Origin of the sequence: Flavobacterium sp. FlaQc-48 (assembly GCF_044007335.1) — a bacterium.
GTDB lineage: Bacteria > Bacteroidota > Bacteroidia > Flavobacteriales > Flavobacteriaceae > Flavobacterium.
Window position 1 is genome coordinate 363031 of record NZ_JBIPCR010000001.1, and the last position, 19003, is coordinate 382033.

Consider the following 19003-nt stretch of genomic DNA (forward strand, 5'->3'; position numbering starts at 1 on the left):
ATCTGCTTACTGTATTTAAGAAATTAAAATGTATTCCCAATTTTCCGCACACAATTCCAATAGATTTGAATCCTGATTAAAACTAGTATTATCAATTAAAAAAACATAATACGGGAAGTTTAAATCCGCTGAATTTCTATTGGGTATGACCATCTAACTTTAGCTTTTTTTTAAATTTTAATAGTTAGAGCTTATTTTTACTTTGTATTTCTAATTTTTAGCGCATAAGTTGTTATTTCAGTGAAACTGACTTTGGACTTCTTATTAGAATAATATTTTTTTGTGATATTTAATTCAAACACTGCCAAAAACGTTGTAATTATTAAAGTCAAAATTATCACTGTTTTTATTTCTTTGTATACCATTTTTAAGAAGTTTTAATTTATTCAATTGGAATACAAAAATCCACGATGCTCATTTTTTCCGGATGCTCATTGAAATCATTATAATAAATTTCGTAAGGATTTCGATCAGCTTTTTTATATCCGTTTTCACTCATCCAAATAAAAAGACCGCTCCATGATTTTTCAAATTCGTTTATTTGAATTTCAAAATGTCCGACAATAAATCTACCTCTTTCAATTGTAGTTAATCCAATTTCTCCATCAACTTCCACTTTTTCTTTCAACGAAATGCAGGCACTCATTCTGACTTTTTCAGGTTCAGTTATTTTAAAACTATCGTGGTAAATGGTAACTATTTTTAAGTTTTCGTTTTCCAGAAGCCTCCTTGAAGTTGCCCACTTAATTAATTTTGAATAAGCATCCTGCATTCCGTTATGTCCAATTTGTGAAATATAAGCAAGATCCAATTTTGGCATTTCTTTGATTTCAATTTTTGCTTTCATCTTTATCCAGTTATTATGATTATTAATGTTGCAAATATATTGGTCAAATATCCCATTTTCTTGTCTATTCTTGCTATCCATTTTACCAATCTTGCTAAATTTATCTGGATATGCTTGTCGGAATTCTTTAGGGCTTATCCCGTAAAATTTCTTAAAAGTTCTGGTAAAGGATGAGTTACTGTTGAAACCATATTGTAATGAAAGTTCTGAAATGGTTATTTCTCTTTTGCGTAAAAGTATTGACGCCGCTTTTTCAATTCTTTTGCGCGTAATGTATTCATTTATAGTTTCATTTGTAATTGCTTTAAAAATTCTGTGCAAATGAAATGGCGAGTAATTTCCAATTTTAGCTATAGTTTCCAAATTCAGTTCCTGATCTAAATTTTGGTCAATAAATAATAATACATTATTAATTCGTTTTATGTAATCTTCTTTCATACTTAAGTTTTCGTCGTTCTAAATTAATCTTTTAATGAAATAGTAATCAATAGCTAAATCAAAATTATTGATTAAAAAACATTTTAATGCTCTTCTGGCTAGTACGGACCATCTTTTTAAAAGATAAATAAGAAATTAACTAATTTTTTGCCTCAGTCGAGCAACAATTAATAACCTAAAATATGAGGGAGGAAAATTCGAGTAATCGTGAAATATTAAACCATTTTTTAAATGAGATTTCATTATTTGTGATTGAACAGCAATTAAAACATTTTAGGATATTATAAAGTCATAATTTCTCTTCCGTTCTTTGTGTTCGAATCTTGTTAAATTATGAAGGATAAGCTTAAACCCCACCTTGTTTTTCGTATAAATACATAGTCTTTTGCAGTTGTTTTTTGTTTTTAAAGTGATTCTGAAAAAAGATTATAAAAGCAAAATGATTCAAACTTACTTTATTTAATAGTGTATAATAAAAAAATAGCGCCAATTGAAGACAATTGGCGCCTATTGGCTGTGGTGACCTCTACGGGACAAATTTCTATAAATTTTATGGAAGATTTGACGGGATTGGCTTACTGGATGTAAGGGCTGTCTTTGTACGGCTTCAACATTTTGGTTTGGATGTCTTGTTAGGGATTATGGCCACTATTTTAGTTTTTTAGTAATAATAAATGATTTAGGGATTTAGTTAAAAAGACTTAATTGTATCAGAAGCTTCTTCGATTATAATTTTTAAAACCTTAAAATCTCTTAATGTAAATATTTTTTAAAAAATGACTCTAACTTATTGAATGGGATTAATTCAATTTTGTCGTACAAATCTACGTGTCCAGCATCTTTAACATAATATAATTCTTTAGGCTCTGCAGCACGTTTATAAGCATCTTCACTAAATTCTTTTGAATGAGCCTTGTCGCCAGTGATGAAAAGTAAGGGGCGAGGTGAAATCGTCTCTATATCATTAAACGGATAGAAATTATTGAACTTTATATTGCTGCTAAGTGTTGGATGGGTTGTGGTCTCTGGAGATCCGCCTTTAGGAGTATATTCGCCACGTGGAGTGCGATAGAATTCATAAAATTCACGCTGGATAGGATCTGTTTTGTCATCTGGTTTGTGCACAGTTCCGCTGGTATATTTTGTTTCGCCGCCTGTGAATTCGACATAGCGCTGTTCTGCAGCTTCCAGTTGATTTTTCTTTCTTTGCTCAACTGTCTGAGAATGGTTTAGTCCATTACGACTTGCTGAACCCATATCATACATGCTAACCGTTGCAATAGCCTTCATTCTGGGGTCAATCTTTGCGGCACTAATAACAAAACTTCCGCTTCCGCAGACTCCAATCGCTCCAATATTATTTCTATCGACAAAAGGGCGTGTTCCCAAAAAGTCAATAGCAGCACTAAAATCTTCAGCGTAAATTTCGGGAGCTACTACATTTCTGGGTTCACCTGCGCTTTCTCCCCAAAAAGACAAATCAATCGCTAAGGTTATAAATCCACGGTCTGCCATTTTTGAAGCATAAACATCAGCGCTTTGTTCCTTAACGGCTCCCATAGGATGCCCAACTACAATAGCAGGATGTTTTGCATTACGATCAAAATTTTTCGGTATAAATAAATGTCCTGCAACCTCCATATTAAATTGGTTCTTAAAAGCAACGCGATACATTGTAACGTTATCACTGACTTTAAAAGTGGTATATTCTTTTGATGCTATTTGTTCCATTTCTTTCATTTTTTCGGATTGGTTCTTTTGCTCTTTTTCTTTTTTTTGCGTGCAGGCCTGACCTAATATCATTAGGCTAACGATTGCTAAAATTTTAATTTTCATCATCTTTTTTATTAGTTGTCACTTATTGTTTTAATAAATTTTGCCGGAATACCGCCCACAATAGTATTGTCAGGAACATTTTTAGATACTACAGCCCCAGCTGCTACAATTGAATTTTGCCCAATAGTAACTCCTGAAAGAATGGTCGCATTTGCACCTATCCAGGCATTCTTTTTTATGTGAATATGACCCGGAACAAGTGAATGTCTTTGGTTACTAGCTACAGGATGTCCTTCGGATAGTAGACTAACTTTAGGCGCAATAAGTACATTATCTTCTATGGTAATACCTCCTAATGCCAAAAATGTACAATCGAAGTTGATGAACACATTTTTACCAATACTTAGATGCTTTCCATAATTGATATATAATGGTGTAAATACAGTTGTGTTTTTATCAATTTGAGTATTTGTAATTTGACTTAGTATCATTCTGATTGTATCAGCATCAGAAGAATTATTCATTTGAAGCAGCAATTCTTTAACCGCATATGAGGCTTCCCTAAGCTGATGAGCCTGAGGATCGTTTGGACTAATAGTCTCACCATTTCGTAATCTTTCAAATATATCTCTCGCTATTGCGTTCATTTTTCTGTTTTTAATGTCTTTTTACAATGCAAAATTAAAAACAAAGCCCCGCAGTAACTTTACTGCGAGGCTCAAATGTCTTTTCTGAGAAGCTCAGTTTTTGTAACACATCTAAACTTCTGTTGGTGGTATTCCATACTGCTTTTTAAATGCTGTAGAGAAGTGTGAAGGATTTTTAAACCCGACATCGATAGATACATCTTGTACTTTTTGACCTTCTTCCTTAAGTTTAACATAGGCTACTTCGAGTCTTTTTTTAATCAGCCATTTTTGTGGTGTAAGATTGCTTATTTTTTTAAAATCTCTTTTAAAGGTGGCCAGACTTCGACCTGTAAAGGATGCTATTTGTTCCATAGTCAATTCGTCCATATAGTTTTCATTAAGAAACTCTAAAATATCTACTTTCCAGGGTTCTGCGAAATCAAATAGTACAGGATAAAGAAGTTCGCTACTGTTCAATAGAGCATAAATTCCTTCTTGTAGTTTTAAATGAGTTATCCCTTCTGTTGGTTTTATATTGCTGTCAAAATAGGGGGTAAGTGATTGAAACAAACTTTCTATCGCTGGTGTAGCTTTTAGCTTAAAAACATTCTCATCTGAAACAGGGATGTATTTTGGTAATTCCGATTTATCTATTTTACTGTAAAACTCACGCAGTACATTTCTTTTGAAGGTAAGGGAAATGCCTTTGTATAAATCTTCGTTTTTACTATTCTTAAACATTTTCAAACGATGATCTCTTCTTATAAAGGCACAATCCCCTTTTTGCAGTGTAATTTTTTTGTCACGATCTTCAATTACCTGCTCTCCGGAATATATATAAACCAAAACATGCTCCGGTGTAGCATGAATGCACTTTTCGCTATATTCAGCAAAACAGGACAGGAAAATTCCTGAATAGCTGAGGGTTCTTAATTTTTCTTCCTGTTTTTGGTTCATGTTGTAGAATTATATGCAAATTTAAAGTTTTAGATGTTAGCTTACTTTACTCTAAGGCTCATTTATAATCTTTTCCAAAAGCAAATACTTTTACCCGTACTTTATTTTAGAAATGATCATAAATATCCAAAAATAAGATAACTGATAACTAAATAATAACCGCTAACCTTTTGTATAGCACTAACATAAAGTAACACTTAAGTAAATACTTTTGTAATTCAATTTAAAAACTAAAAAGATGAATTACAAACTTTTAGGAAAGAGAACAGGCTTACCAGTTAGTGAATTTGCATTAGGTGCCGGAAATTTTGGACAGGCATGGGGATATGGCACGGACTCAATAGAAGCTGATAGAATTGTCTCTTTGTATACTGAATATGGAGGAAACCTTATCGATACATCTGATACTTATCAATGCGGCGAATCAGAAGAAATTCTGGGAAAAGCAATAGCTTCAAAACGAAATGATCTGGTAATCACTACCAAATATACCAGAGGAATAGTCCCGGAACAAGCTTTAGGAACGCTTGGTAACCATCGTAAAAATATGATTCAGTCTGTAGAGGCCAGCCTTAAGAGACTTAATACTGACAGGATTGACATCTATTTTGTTCATCAGGATGATTTTTTTACTCCTATTGAAGAAATTGTACGAGGCCTTGATGATCTTGTACGTGCAGGAAAGATTGTTTACGGTGGTATTTCTAATTTTCCGGCATGGCGGGTTTCGGCAGCCGCAACACTTGCTGATCTTAGAGAATGGTCGGCTGTGAGTGCTATAGAGGTAGAATACAGTCTTTTACAGCGCACTACAGAACGTGACATTTTACCAATGGCAGAGGCTTTTGGCCTTGGGGTACTGGCTTGGTCACCTTTGGCAGGCGGGCTTCTAACTGGTAAATACCGAAAAGGCGAAAGTGGCAGGGCTACTGCGTTTAAAGGCAGTATTCCTTATGAAGGTGATCTTATTGCAGAAACTGTGCTGGATGAATTGTTTTCAATTGCTGGTGAAATAGAGAGTGAGCCGGAATTGGTAGCTCTTGCCTGGCTGAAGTCAAAAGGAGTAATTCCGATTCTTGGCGCCAGAACATTTGAGCAGATTCAAAACAATCTAAAAGCAGCTGATTTGCATTTAAATACAATGCAGATTAAAAAACTGGATGATGCCAGCTCAGTACCTAAAGGTTATCCGCATGATTTTAATAACGCTCTGGAAAACAGAATGGCATTAACAGGAGGGAAAATAGAAAAAATAGAAAAACCTCAAATAGTGGTATTGTAATTAGCTCATTTCTATTTTTGATTGTGTAGGCGATTTACATAGTGATACAGTTAAAACCGTCCGGGAGAAAAAACAGGACGGTTTTAGTTATTTATCAAGGGCTAGCATTATTTTTTATACTAAGATCTGTCTTTTTTGATCTTCTCACGGTGCTGCATTCCCCACTTGGTCATCGCACCGACAACTTCTTCGAGAGTATGGCTGTAGGGTAAAAGTTGATACTCGATTGTTACGGGATATCCCACAGCAACTTTTTTGATGATGAAACCGTTAAGTTCTAGTTCTTTCAACTCACTTGAGAGTACTCTGGCCGAAATTCCGGTAACCTGTCTTTGGAGTTCTGTAAATCTGTTATTGCCTCTGGCCATAGCAATGATGATCATTAATTTCCACTTTCCACCAATAGCGTAGAGGGCATCACTTACTGCTGCCATTACCCTGTGGCACTCATCTGTAAATTCTTTATTTACAACAATTTCTTCTGATTCTTTTTGCTCTTTCATGTCGTGGTTCTATATAATTACCTACTAACCTTTAGGTAATAGGTAATAAATTGTAAGCAAATATAAATTAATTTTGTCCAGAATAAAAAACAAAACTTAATAAAAAATAAATCAAGGCTTGAAAGCTTTTCTAAGCTCAGTGGCTCATTCTGAAAAATTGAAAGATGAATATGGAAACAGAACAAAAAATAGACTCTTCGATCCTGAATTTATATCAGTTAATGCCCTCAACCGGCGAATGGCCTTTTACAATAATGCGGATAGATCGCATACAGATTACCGGGCTGCCTTTTGAAAACTCACCAGTATCAGAGTGCTTGGTGCTTGTTCTAAAAAGAACAGACTTTGACAAAGAAGATATATCCGATTATGTCCAAAACTCAAAAGAGTATGAGACTGTTGCAACTGCCTACAGACAGGCTTTTGTGGAGAGCTTTGTAAATAAATTTGATAATGTACAAGAAATTAATCAGTGGACAGACAATATTACCAGCATGGGTATTGGATTGATTTTTCAATTAGCCCAACGGCAGGGACTTGAACTAAAGACTCTCGGAACGGTGCTTTCTGATCTGGATTTCCATATAGGATTTGACGCAAAAATGCTGCAGCCGTACGAGCTATTTGAAGTTATTGACCTTGATTAGATACAATAATAAAAACTAATGACTGTATAAAGTTAACAGCCCGGCATTAAAAAAGGATAATAAATGGAATTACAAGAAAATGCAACAGGTTCTGATGAAATTTCTCTACAAACGATCAGCAAATCAATGCTGTTATTGTCAGGAAAATGGAAAATGCAGATAGTTGTTTTCTTATTACAGCACGGAAGTACGCGTTTCATGGATCTTCAAAGGGGTATATCCCACATATCTCCCAAGATCCTGTCAAAGGCACTTCAGGAACTACAGCTCAATGACATCGTTTTTCGAAGTGAATCAAAACATAGCTGTATTGCAATAGAATATGAATTAACTGCTCACGGAAAGACACTTAGAAGCTTGCTGCGTGCTATAGAATGCTGGGGGATAAAGCATTTTGATCATCTAAACCGAAAAAATTAGAAACAATTACAACAGCTATTTATTTAAAGCATGAATTATTTACACTATTAATTATAAAATTATGACACTAGAAATTTTAAACACAAAAGAACAATTAAGAAATTTAATTGATGACTATGCCTATTTAAGTGATGAAAAAAAGATCTCCGAGGTAGTTAATTTATTTACACCGGACGTTGTTTATAAAGCTTATATGGGGGATTTTTTAGCAGGAAATGTTTCCGGAAGAGAAAACATGGAGAAAGAGTTCAATGTACACGCGTCTCATGTTAAAACTTATTTTACATTAAATGGTCAGCATTCGGTAAAGATCAATGGTAATACAGCTACTGGTATTTCATTTACACAAATTAAAATGATTAGGGAAGCGGAAGGAAAGGATGTTCTTTCAGATTACAGCGTTAAATATGACGATATATATGTTTTCCAGGAGGGGAAATGGCTTATTAAAGAACGCATTGGGTATTTTGTAATTGTTGAGGCGAGAGAATTAAAAAATTAATTTTAAAAAAACATGAAATTAAAAAAAATCACTGCGATTTCGCTGACATCATTGACAACGGCAATAATATTTGTAAGCGGTCTTATGAAATTTATTCATCTCCCTTGGTCAGTAGCAGGTTTAGAAAAATACAATCCAAGCATTTTAGGATTAATGGAGATGGTATTTGTAATACTGTTTGCCATACCTAAAACAATGAGAATAGGTTTTATTCTACTTTGCTGTTATTTTGCAGGTGCAATGGCTACTGAGCTGGCTAAAGGCGACTCGATGCTGAATCCGGGAATCCCTATGGTCTTAATCTGGATTACAGCTTTTCTTCGCGATAGTTCAATATTTCTGGGCTCTGCAAAATCAGAAATTGCCTAATTAAACAGATAAATATTTAATTTATGACATATTCAGGTGACAAACTCAAAAAGAAGTAATTTAAAAGTTACTGTTTTTTGAGTTTGTCACCTGTATTATTTTTACAAAAAATAAAATATATCTTAAAGTGAAAAGAGAATATAAACTGTAACTGTAGTCATTTTTATTATTTTTCCCTAAATAATTATTACTTGAATATGGGTTAAATAGAACGAAAAAGGTATAAAAAAACATTAAATCGAAAGATTTTATGTTTTTTAGAGTGACCGCTAAACGACAAATTTTGAACCATTTTATGCAGGATTTCAAGAGATTGGCTTGCCAACTGTCTTCTATAAAATTTGAAATATTATTGTAAAACGAAGAATCGGTATCGAGCAAAAAGTTGAGACGCACTGTTAAACATTCAATGGTTTCTTTGTAGAATTTTTCCATTAGAACATCTTTAGTTCGGAAGTAATAATTCACAACTGGTCGTGTTACACCAATTTCATCTGCAATGTCCTGCATAGTATCATGAAGTTTTCTTTCTGTAAAGAACATGCGCTTTGCAGCGGCAATAATTTGTTCTCGCAAAGAATCCTAGTAAAACAACATCAGTATCTAATGTAGTTTCAGGAAATGTTGAAGGCAAATTCGAATAAAATCACATGGAAAGTTTATTATTCTGATGGCGATATTTTCCAGGAGTGAGGTTTACTATTTTCTTAAATATTTTTAAAAAATGAGGCAAGTTCGAGAAACCGGTATCTAAGGCAATTTCAAGAAGACTCTTATTTGTTGTAGCAATAAGATATTGTGCTCTTTCTATCTTTTTTTCGTGAATATAATTTAAAGGTCTCTGCCCGTTATGAAGTAAAAATTGTTTCGAAAAATAATCCTTATTTTGATTCACTCTTTTGGCTAATTCTACCACAGTTAAATTCTCACTTAAATGAAGTTGGATATAACTCATCGTATCCAAAATTTTTGAAGGAGTGTTTTGAGGAGTGTTTTGTTTGAATTTTTCAGTATTCAGAAATCTGGAAAGCAATAAAAGTAGTATCCCTTGATTTTCAAAGATCAGGTGCGGTTTGAGTTGATTGTTAAGGGATTGGTATTCTTTGTAATAAACTTCTTTTTCATACACTTTGGGATTGTCAGATCTGTTAATTCCTCTTCTGGGATTTTCCTGCAGCATTTGTTTGATAAGAACAATATCAGTTTCGGTGGCGGCTAATTTCATCACATTTCTATTTTGATTAAACAAAGAAATTCCATCGGGAGATTCCTCAAAAAACTGAATGAAATATTGACTCAAATATTCCTCACAATTCAAATTGCAAATAGTAAAACTAGGAATTAGATACAAGTAACCAGGTTCTAATATCAACTTGTCAGTACTATGGGAAATAGATCCCATTCCTTCGTCAATGTAATAAAGTCGATAATAAGGGCTAATTACATTGTTAAAATTCCATTTTTTGTTAAGTTTTACATAATCAATGTTTAGTAAGGTAAAGGAGTATTTGAAAATGCTTTTTGACATGATGATATTAAAATTAGGATAAAAAATCGTTTTTGGATAATAGAAAATCGTTTTTGAGTAATTAATTCTAAAGGTGTATATTTTAAATTTGTCTTTAGCTATTAAAAATAGGCTATCAAAAACTTATAATCAAATCTAGATATAAAATAGTTGTCATAAAAAGCTTGGGAGTCCTATAAAAAGAGAGTTTTAAATAAACTGATAAAATCGGAAATGTATAAATTAGTATTCAAATTATGAAAAGAAGAAATGCTTTAAAATTAGGTATGTCAGCCCTGGCAGGACTTTACTTATCTCCTTTATTGGGACATTCCTACATCCTTAACACTCCCATTTCCAAAGGTATTTTTGAACCTACCTGGGATTCTTTAAGCAAATACCAGGTTCCGGATTGGTTTCGTGATGCTAAATTTGGAATGTGGGCGCATTGGGGCCCTCAATGCGAACCAGAAGCTGGAGACTGGTATGGTCGTGGAATGTATGAAGAAGATTCCCGGCAGTATAAGGTACATTTAAAAAAGTATGGACATCCTTCTAAATTTGGTTTTAAAGATGTAATTAATGTTTGGAAAGCGGATAATTGGAATCCGGAAGAATTGGTAAATTTATACAAAGATTCAGGAGCCAGATATTTTATGGCAATGGCCAATCATCATGACAATTTAGATCTTTACGACAGTAAATATCAGCCAAATTGGAATTCAACCAAAATGGGGCCTAAAAAAGATATTATAGCGGGTTGGGAAAAAGCAGCCCGTAAAGCAGGACTTCCCTTTGCCGTTAGTGTTCACGCAGCCCATGCCTGGAATTGGTTTGATACGTCTAAGGGTACTGATAAAAAAGGCACTTTAGCAGGAGTTCCTTATGATGGTATATTAACAAAGTCGGATGGGGCAGGAACCTGGTGGGAAGGTTTAGATCCACAAGAATTGTATGCACAAAATCATCCTCTGAGTGAGAAGCCTTCAGGCAATTCATCAGTACATAGTCAATGGGATTGGGGAGATGGAGCTTCAATACCAACATCTGATTATTGTAAAAAATTTCAAGACAGAACGATTGATTTAATAGACAAATACAATCCTGATTTGGTTTATTTTGATGATACTGCACTGCCTCTCTGGCCAATTAGTGATGCAGGTTTGCGCATTGCGGCACATTTATACAATAAAAGCCTTGAAAAAAATAAAACAGTTCAAACCGTTGTAACCGGCAAAATTTTAGATAAAGAGCAGCGTAAAGCGATGGTTTGGGATATCGAAAAAGGACAAAGTAACAGTATAGAACCCTTACCATGGCAAACAGATACTTGTATTGGGGAATGGCATTATAATCGAGATGTTTATAATGATAAACGTTATAAAACGGCTAAAACCGTTATTCATACCTTAATTGATGTAGTAAGCAAGAACGGGAATCTAATGTTAAACATTCCTGTAAGAGGAGATGGAAGTATTGACGAATTAGAACGCGAAATTGTTAATGAAATTGGGGTTTGGATGAAACTAAACAGCAAAAGTATTTATGGTACCCGACCATGGAAAATATTTGGAGAAGGTCCGCAGCAAGAGAGTGCCGGAGCATTGACTGCTCAGGGTTTTAACGAAGGAAAAGGAAAGTCTTATACCTCAGAAGATATTCGTTTTGCACAAAAAGATAACATACTTTATGCAACGGTGATGGCCTGGCCAGAAAGTGGTACTGCCATTATTAAAAGTTTAGGAAAGGAATCGCCTTATCATACCACTAAAATAAAAGAAATTAAACTTGTTAGTACTGGTCAAAAATTGAAATTCAAACAGCATTCAACTGCTCTTGAAGTTTATTTTCCAAATCAAAAACCAGAAGTTTCTTATGCAAATGCATTAGAAATTATATCATAGTATAAATTTATTTCCTATTAGTTCACAAATGACAAATACCAAATAAAGAACAATGAAATACATTTATCTGTTACTATCTCTTTTTATCGGAACTTCTTTTACAATAAATGCTCAGGAGATTATTTCACCAAATAAAAAAATTAAGCTAATCGTTTACTCAAAAAAAACGTCAGACGAAAACTCTTTTGGTAAGGTAGGTTTTAAGGTTATGTATAAAAATAAATCAGGATATGTTGACGTAATTTCAAACTCACCTTTGGGTATTGCGCGCAATGACCAGCAATTTACAGATAACCTGCAATTTATTAGCGAATCGGAGTCCAAAGTGGTGAATGAGAAATACGAAATGATTTCCGGTAAAAAAAAATGGTGTGATAATGTAGGAACTGAAAAAGTTTTCAGATATATAAATCCGAATAAAGAGCCTTTAAATATTGTTTTTAGAGTTTATAATGATGGTGTAGCATTTCGTTATGAATTTACAGGTAAGTCAGATTCATTAGTTGCTATTATTGATGAAACTACAACTTATACGATTCCCTCAGGTACAAATCGTTGGGTGCAATCCTACACAGACTCTTATGAAGATTTTTTCCCTTTTTCTGATACAGGCAAGAGAGATGATAACAAACAAGAATGGGGATTTCCAGCATTGTTCAAAGTAAATAATAATCCTGTTTGGGTATTAATTTCTGAAGCAAATAGTACAGAAAATAATTGTGCCGCGAAATTAAGTAATCTTAAAAATCCCAATGAATATAAAGTAACGTATGCTTCTCCCAGAGATAATTTCAGGCAAACAGGGGTTAAAACCATGTTGCCCTGGAATTCGCAATGGCATACCTTAATAATTGGTCAACTGTCTGATATAGCAGAATCTACTTTAATTACTGATGTTAGTGAACCCAATGCATTAAAAGAAACAAGTTGGATAAAACCAGGTGCAGTTTCCTGGATTTATTGGGCCTATAATAGAGGTTCAAAGGATTATCAAAAAGTGGTTGAGTATACTGATTTGGCTGTAGAAATGAAATGGCCTTATGTACTTATTGACTGGGAATGGGATGTTATGACCAATGGTGGAGATATAATTGCTGCTGTAAATTATGCTAAAAGCAAAGGGATAAAACCTTTGATGTGGTATAATTCGGGGACAGCATGGCTTGATCCAACTCCTAATGACCGTATGATAACAGTTGAAAAAAGAGATAAAGAATTGGCTTGGCTAAAAAAAATTGGAGTATATGGTATTAAAGTTGATTTTTTTGCCGGAGACCAGCAAGATATGATGAAATATTATTTAGATATTTTGAAAGATGCAGCAAAGTATCAAATAATGGTAAATTTTCACGGAGCAACTATTCCGCGGGGATGGGCCAGAACATATCCCAACTTGATGACTACTGAAGCTGTTTACGGAGCTGAATGGTATAACAATAAACCCGTTCTTACTTCTAAAGCTGCAGAGCACAATACTACTTTACCTTTTACTCGCAATGTAATTGGTTCAATGGATTATACTCCTGTGACATTTTCAGATTCTCAGCATCCTCATAGTACTTCTTATGGTCATGAATTGGCTTTATCAGTAGTTTTTGAGTCTGGTTTTCAGCATTTTGCCGATAGACCTGAAGCGTACTACAATTTACCTCATGAACCTAAAGAATTTCTAAAGAATGTTCCGGTAAGTTGGGACAATACAAAACTTATAGATGGTTATCCGGGAGAGAAAGTTATTATGGCTCGGAAAAAAGGAAATAAATGGTATTTAGGCGGACTTAATGGCAAGGATATAGAGCAAACATTAAAAGTTAATTTTAATTTTCCTGAAAAGGGTAATTTTAACTTAAAACTCATTAAGGATGGGGAAAATGATAAGTCATTTTCTATCGAAGTAATTAAAGTGAAAAAAGGAGATGTTTTGAATGTTGTATGTCTTCCAAGAGGAGGATTTGTAGCTGTTTTAGAAAAAATAAAATAAGCTGTTAGATAAAAAAGACAACAATTTAAATATCTGAATTTTGAAGTTTCTTTTCAGACCGTTCTATGTGTTTAGTCCTCGTGTGTGATTTGTCTGTTTACGGAATTGGCAGATACAGTCAATTATTCCGGTATTAAGCCCTTTTAGTATCTAACATTGATACCAACAATTCATTTACTGTTTTTTAATTAAAGACTCTATTAGGTATTATCTCCTTTCTGAATAATATTCAATTCCTTATTAAATGAATTTCTATATTTTTTGATATATTCTGAAGGTTTCATCCCAAACAATTTTATGAACTGTTGACGGAAATAGCGCTGATCTTCTATACCAACCTGAGGGCCAACCTGTGCGATATTAATGTTTTCAGTAAGCATAATTACAGCGGCTCTTCGGATTCGGATAGATCTGATAAAAACATTTACGGTTTGTCCTGAAATGGCTTTAATCTTTTTGTAAAGACTGGAATGACTCATACCCATTGCGGTAGAAAAACTTTTTAGGTTAAATTCGCTGTTCTCAAGATTAGCTTCGACGATTTCGATGCATTTATCCAGAAATTCTTTGTACTCCAGCGGCACTTTATTTACATTTTCTCTAAGTGTTATGCTATCCAGGAAATACTTGCGCAATTGCCCTCTGTTTCGAAGAACGGAATCAACTCTTGCCAGCAGTATATCACTGTCAAAAGGTTTGGTAACATAATCGTCTGCACCTTCAGTAATGCTTTGCAAATGAATATCATTGCTGGTTGTAGCGGTGAGAAGTATTACCGGAATGTGGCTTAAATCATCATTTTGTTTGATTTTCTTGCATAAATCCAAACCGTTCATGCCCTCCATAGAAATATCGCTTAGTACAATATCAGGCATGTGTTTTTCGACCAGTTTCAACCCTTCGAGTCCATTTGCTGCCGAATAAACAATATAGTTTTTAGAGAAAAGCTGTACCAGATAATGATTCATTTCCTGATTGTCTTCAACAATTAGCAATACTTTTTTGGTACTGATCAATGCCGACTGTATATTTTCAGGAGTTGATGGCTGATTTGCGTTTTTAAGTGTGTTGTGATTATCTGCAGGCATTCCTTCCAGAAGTTCCCCTACAAGAGGCGACATTTGCGGATGATTTTCATTGATGCTCACTTCAGAAAAATGACTTTTCCCTTTTGGAAGTGTAATAGTAAACGAAGTGCCTTTTCCAACTTTACTTTTGCATGTTATTTCGCCATGATGTTTGTTTACAAAATATTTGGCAACATAAAGACCTATTCCAAACCCATTGCTGGCTTTAGACTGAACTTGCTTGAATTCTTCAAAAATAGTCTCAATATCATTCTCTTCAATTCCGCTGCCGGTATCAGATATAATAATAGAAACATCAGCAGTATTGTCGATGATCTCAATACTTATAGATCCGTTATTAGGGGTAAATTTGAAAGCATTTGAGATTAAATTAAAAAGAGTAATCTCTAGCTTTTCGTAATCGCCATAAATTTCAGCGGATGTTTTTTCTTCAATAAACTGATAATTTAAACTTTTAACTGCTGCCATTTGCGTAAAGCTGTCATAGATTTCCCGGCACAAACTGTTTAAATTAATCTTAGAAATTTTGAGTTCATCCAGATCTGTTTCGGCTTTTCTAAACAACAATAACTGATCCGTGAGACTCAGTAACCTTTTGGCATTTTTATAGGCGAGATTCAGGTCAAGATCATCTTCAGAACGGTTTTTTCTCTCAATGGTGCTTTTTAGCGGATTTATGATTAAAGACAGGGGTGTGCGCAATTCATGGGCCATATAAGTAAACATCGAAAACTGTTTTTCGGCATGTTCCTTGTCTTTTTTATGCTCCATACGGGCCAGTTTTATTTCGTAGCGAAGCCTTTCCTTATTTTTATGATACCGTACATAGGTATAAATTGCACCGGCAGCAGCGATTAAATAAAAGGTATAAGCCCACCAGGTTCTGTACCAGGGCGGAAGTATTTTTACCGTTGCCAGCGTTACTTCATTGGTCCAGTTTCCAAAAACATCGGTTGTTTTTACCTTAAAAGCATAGGTTCCTTCGGTCAGTCTGGAATAATTTGCCCTGTTATTATTGGAGGTGTAATTCCAGTTTTTATCCCATCCTTCCAAAAAATAAGCGGTATTAATTTTTTCGGAATTGACATAATCCAGATAAACAAAATCAAAACTCAATGCCGATTTTTCATAAGGAAGTTCGGCAGCGCTGATCATTTTGAGTTTTTTTTCTGTGATGTAAGGGCTGTCTAATTTTAAAGACTGGTTGTTGACCAGCAAATCATTTAATAAAAATTTGCCGGTATTTTTTTTGTCTTTTATATTGTCAGGATCAAAAACATTGAATCCGTTGATACCGCCAAAAATAAATTCTCCTGTCGAAAGTTTGGTACCGGCATTCCAGCTAAATTGATTGCCCTGAAGTCCATCAGAAACGCCAAAATTTCGGAAAGTATTGTTTTTAGGATTCAATCTTGAAATCCCGTGATACGTACTCATCCATAAATTTCCTTTTTTGTCTTCTAAAAGGCGAAGTATGGTATTGCTCGAAAGACCGTTTTGGGTCGTGTAATTTTTAGAAGTGCCAGTTTTTCTGTTGAATAAAAGCAGACCGCCTTCAACAGTGCCAATCCAAAGATTTTTGTTTTCGTCTTCAGTGATGCATCGAATAGTATAATCGGAATGATAGTTTTTTACTTTTTTCGTTTTTGGGTCTATTTCAAAAAAAGAATTAAAGGTTCCGCCCCAAATTTTTCCGTCTTTGGTTTCGTAGAGACAGGTAACATCCCGTAAAGCTGTACTGTAGCAAACGAATTTGTTCTGCTTTTTATCAAACTGATATAGGGCTCCGCCATTAGTAACAGCAAGCCACAACGTTTTTTTTGAATCTATAAAGAGCAGCCATGATTCCTGTTCTGCTTTTTTAGTAAATTGATTGTAAATAGAAAAATTCTGAATTGCTTTTGATTGGGGATCAATACGGCAGACACCGCCTTTCCACATAGCCACCCAAATGGCATTATCAGCATCCCTGACGATGCTGGTGACAAAATTGCTCTGTATTTTTCTGCCTGCAGATGAGGTAGTCGAGTAAACGTCGTAGGTATTTTGTTTTCTGTTCCAATAACGCATTCCCGCACCATCAGTACCAATCCAGATGTTTTTCTTTTCATCTTCGCAGAAAGAAAGCATGAAGTTTGCGGCAGGATCTTCGTCTTCTTTCTTGGTCAGCGGATCTTTGCTTTTGAAATGATTAAAATAAAGCGGTTTTTTCCCCATCATACTTACACCGCCACGCAGGGTTCCAAACCACATTTCTCCGGTTTTACTTTCGAATATATCATACAAAGATTTACTGTTCAGCAACGCAACAGGGCCGCTGGCTCGATATAAAACAGGAGCAGTCTGATTTTTTGAAAGAGTGTAAAGTCCAGCTCCATCCGTGGCAATCCAGAGTCTGTTTTCCTGTTGAAAAAAATCGCGCACGACTGTTTTTTCCTGAAAATAATTTTTAGAATAGGTATTCTGGCTGTCATTATATAAGTACGCACCTTCGTCTGATCCTATCCAGAGTCCCTCATTGGTAAGTTTAATACAATTGGCGCCTGTAATGATATTGTTGAGAAGCGTCAGTTTTTTTGATTTAATATCGTATTGGCAAAGACCGGTTCCGGTTATAAAAACATAAAACATTTGTTTTTTAGCATTATAAGAGATTGATCTTGCGATATAATTTAATTTTCTGTTGAAAGGTATTGCGATTCCAATTTTCTCACCTTCCTTATACAATACGATGGCCTCTTTTGTAGCGACTAGAATGATATGCAAAGAATGAACAGCGATTATTTCGTAAGCGGTAACATTCAAAGGTTTGATTTTTTTATTGGTATCATAATATTTCAATGGACTAAAAGAAGAGCGTTCAGCATTAAAAACCACTGGTCCTGCAGTTGTTCCTACCCACAAATTATTTTCAAAATCACCTTCGATACAGCTAATGGCATTTCCCTGAATTGAATTTGGATCAGTATGAATATGGCGGTAAATTTTAAAATCATTTCCATCATATCTGTTCAGTCCATCAAAAGTTCCAAACCACATATAGCCATTTTGATCCTGGTATATAGAGGCAACAGAATTGTTCGAAAGTCCTGATGAAATATCAAGATGCCTTATCGGGTAATTCTGTCCGGATGCAGATAACTGCACGAGACTAATGACAAGAAAGAACAATAACTTATTCATAGAAATTTTTTTAAAAAGCGTGCTGCTTTTTGATATACGAAAAATAGAAGAAAAGTGATCTAATGGCTGGATCAATTTTTTATGTGAATATATTTAAAAACTGTATACTTTGCGAAATTAACACAATTATTATATACTGTGTAAAAGCAACATTTGTTTTTTTAGATTAATAATAGCCTGTTGGCTGCACTACATAAAAAAATAATTGAACACATAGAAACATAGAATTTTTGATTTTGAAAAAGGTAAATCAAAAAGAAACTCATTTCTCACACATAGTCTATGTGTGTTAATGCAAGTGAAACGCCTTTTTTTGAGTTCAATAATTCTATGTTTCTATGTGTTAAAATAATTACATCCAAAATAATTGTTTCTATCGTGCCGTTTTTTGAATTCTCTAATATAAAAATTAAAATTTGAGGCTTTTTAAAATTATTTTTTAGAGAATATACTGACTAAAATGCATAATCTGTTTGATTATTAAATCTATTATTATAAAGGTTAAATATTCATATTATCATTTTTTTTGAGAGAAAAAATTGAGGAATATGTTTTTATGAAGTATCAGGTGTACACTTTTACGAAATTGTCCCCTTTTATAAATGAATTTTTCCCTGTCTTAATACCTTGCTCTGTACTTAATTTGCAGTGTAAGTTGATAAGCTACAACGTTTGAGTAATACTGCTTTATTTTTTCGTTCAGCATAAGTCAATAAAAACAAACTAACCAATTATCGTAACCAAAAACAATGTAAACATGACCAACACTTCAATTAAAATTTACAGAGAGAAACCTTTTCTTATTGTAAAAAAAAAGAGCGTAAGCTTTTTTTTAAGAAGCAGATTATAATCTTAAGAAACGATTTTTCAGAAACAATTATCCAAAAAAAACAGGGCTTGTTTGTTTAAAAATTATAGACCTCTGCAATCATTTTGTAACAAAAACTAACTTAAACCAACCCAATTAAAA

15 protein-coding genes are annotated in these 19003 nt (G+C 34.1%); 7 read left to right on the top strand and 8 right to left on the bottom strand.

The window, feature by feature from the left end; all coding sequences use genetic code 11:
- Positions 1-382: 382 nt before the first annotated feature.
- The 4 genes from ACHRWY_RS01505 to ACHRWY_RS01520 all read right to left on the bottom strand — a co-directional run bounded on the left by ACHRWY_RS01505 (position 383) and on the right by ACHRWY_RS01520 (position 4647).
- A complete protein-coding gene (locus ACHRWY_RS01505; RefSeq protein ID WP_395351833.1) occupies positions 383-1285 on the bottom strand; it encodes a GyrI-like domain-containing protein in 903 nt (300 codons plus the stop codon).
- 753 nt (positions 1286-2038) lie between these two features.
- Positions 2039-3016, bottom strand: coding sequence for an alpha/beta hydrolase (locus tag ACHRWY_RS01510; protein ID WP_395351835.1), 978 nt, complete (start codon positions 3014-3016; stop codon positions 2039-2041).
- Between the two features lie 116 nt (positions 3017-3132).
- Positions 3133-3708, bottom strand: a complete 576-nt coding sequence (locus ACHRWY_RS01515; RefSeq protein WP_395351837.1) for an acyltransferase — start codon at positions 3706-3708, stop codon at positions 3133-3135.
- Positions 3709-3819: 111 nt separating this feature from the next.
- The gene (locus ACHRWY_RS01520; RefSeq protein ID WP_395351839.1) at positions 3820-4647 is read right to left on the bottom strand and encodes a helix-turn-helix domain-containing protein; all 828 of its coding nucleotides are present in this window, start codon (positions 4645-4647) and stop codon (positions 3820-3822) included.
- 238 nt (positions 4648-4885) lie between these two features.
- Here ACHRWY_RS01520 and ACHRWY_RS01525 point away from each other — a divergent pair, with 238 nt between their 5' ends.
- A complete protein-coding gene (locus ACHRWY_RS01525; RefSeq protein WP_395351841.1) occupies positions 4886-5929 on the top strand; it encodes an aldo/keto reductase in 1044 nt (347 codons plus the stop codon).
- 119 nt (positions 5930-6048) lie between these two features.
- Here the strand turns inward: ACHRWY_RS01525 and ACHRWY_RS01530 are convergent, their stop codons facing one another.
- On the bottom strand, positions 6049-6363 hold the full coding sequence (locus tag ACHRWY_RS01530) for a winged helix-turn-helix transcriptional regulator (protein WP_395351843.1): 315 nt from the start codon (positions 6361-6363) through the stop codon (positions 6049-6051).
- A 239-nt stretch (positions 6364-6602) separates the two neighbouring features.
- Between ACHRWY_RS01530 and ACHRWY_RS01535 the strand changes: the two genes are divergently transcribed.
- The 4 genes from ACHRWY_RS01535 (at position 6603) to ACHRWY_RS01550 (ending at position 8370) form a co-directional block, all read left to right on the top strand.
- Complete coding sequence (locus tag ACHRWY_RS01535; RefSeq protein ID WP_395351845.1) at positions 6603-7079, top strand: hypothetical protein; 477 nt, start codon at positions 6603-6605, stop codon at positions 7077-7079.
- 63 nt (positions 7080-7142) lie between these two features.
- Positions 7143-7499 carry a winged helix-turn-helix transcriptional regulator gene (locus tag ACHRWY_RS01540; protein WP_395351847.1) on the top strand — a complete coding sequence of 119 codons (357 nt, stop codon included), beginning with the start codon at positions 7143-7145 and terminating at the stop codon, positions 7497-7499.
- A gap of 61 nt (positions 7500-7560) precedes the next feature.
- Positions 7561-8001: a nuclear transport factor 2 family protein gene (locus tag ACHRWY_RS01545; RefSeq protein WP_395351849.1), complete on the top strand. Its 441-nt coding sequence runs from the start codon at positions 7561-7563 to the stop codon at positions 7999-8001.
- Positions 8002-8013: 12 nt separating this feature from the next.
- Positions 8014-8370 carry a DoxX family protein gene (locus ACHRWY_RS01550; protein WP_395351851.1) on the top strand — a complete coding sequence of 119 codons (357 nt, stop codon included), beginning with the start codon at positions 8014-8016 and terminating at the stop codon, positions 8368-8370.
- A gap of 60 nt (positions 8371-8430) precedes the next feature.
- Here the strand turns inward: ACHRWY_RS01550 and ACHRWY_RS01555 are convergent, their stop codons facing one another.
- Entirely contained in the window at positions 8431-8946 is a 516-nt protein-coding gene (locus tag ACHRWY_RS01555; protein ID WP_395351853.1) for a TetR/AcrR family transcriptional regulator, read from the bottom strand.
- Positions 8947-9016: 70 nt separating this feature from the next.
- Positions 9017-9898, bottom strand: a complete 882-nt coding sequence (locus ACHRWY_RS01560) for a helix-turn-helix domain-containing protein (protein ID WP_395351854.1) — start codon at positions 9896-9898, stop codon at positions 9017-9019.
- A gap of 236 nt (positions 9899-10134) precedes the next feature.
- Here ACHRWY_RS01560 and ACHRWY_RS01565 point away from each other — a divergent pair, with 236 nt between their 5' ends.
- A complete protein-coding gene (locus ACHRWY_RS01565) occupies positions 10135-11781 on the top strand; it encodes an alpha-L-fucosidase (protein ID WP_395351856.1) in 1647 nt (548 codons plus the stop codon).
- A gap of 52 nt (positions 11782-11833) precedes the next feature.
- Positions 11834-13762, top strand: coding sequence for a glycoside hydrolase family 97 protein (locus tag ACHRWY_RS01570; RefSeq protein ID WP_395351858.1), 1929 nt, complete (start codon positions 11834-11836; stop codon positions 13760-13762).
- 200 nt (positions 13763-13962) lie between these two features.
- Here the strand turns inward: ACHRWY_RS01570 and ACHRWY_RS01575 are convergent, their stop codons facing one another.
- Entirely contained in the window at positions 13963-18033 is a 4071-nt protein-coding gene (locus tag ACHRWY_RS01575; RefSeq protein WP_395351860.1) for a two-component regulator propeller domain-containing protein, read from the bottom strand.
- Between the last annotated feature and the right edge of the window lie 970 nt (positions 18034-19003).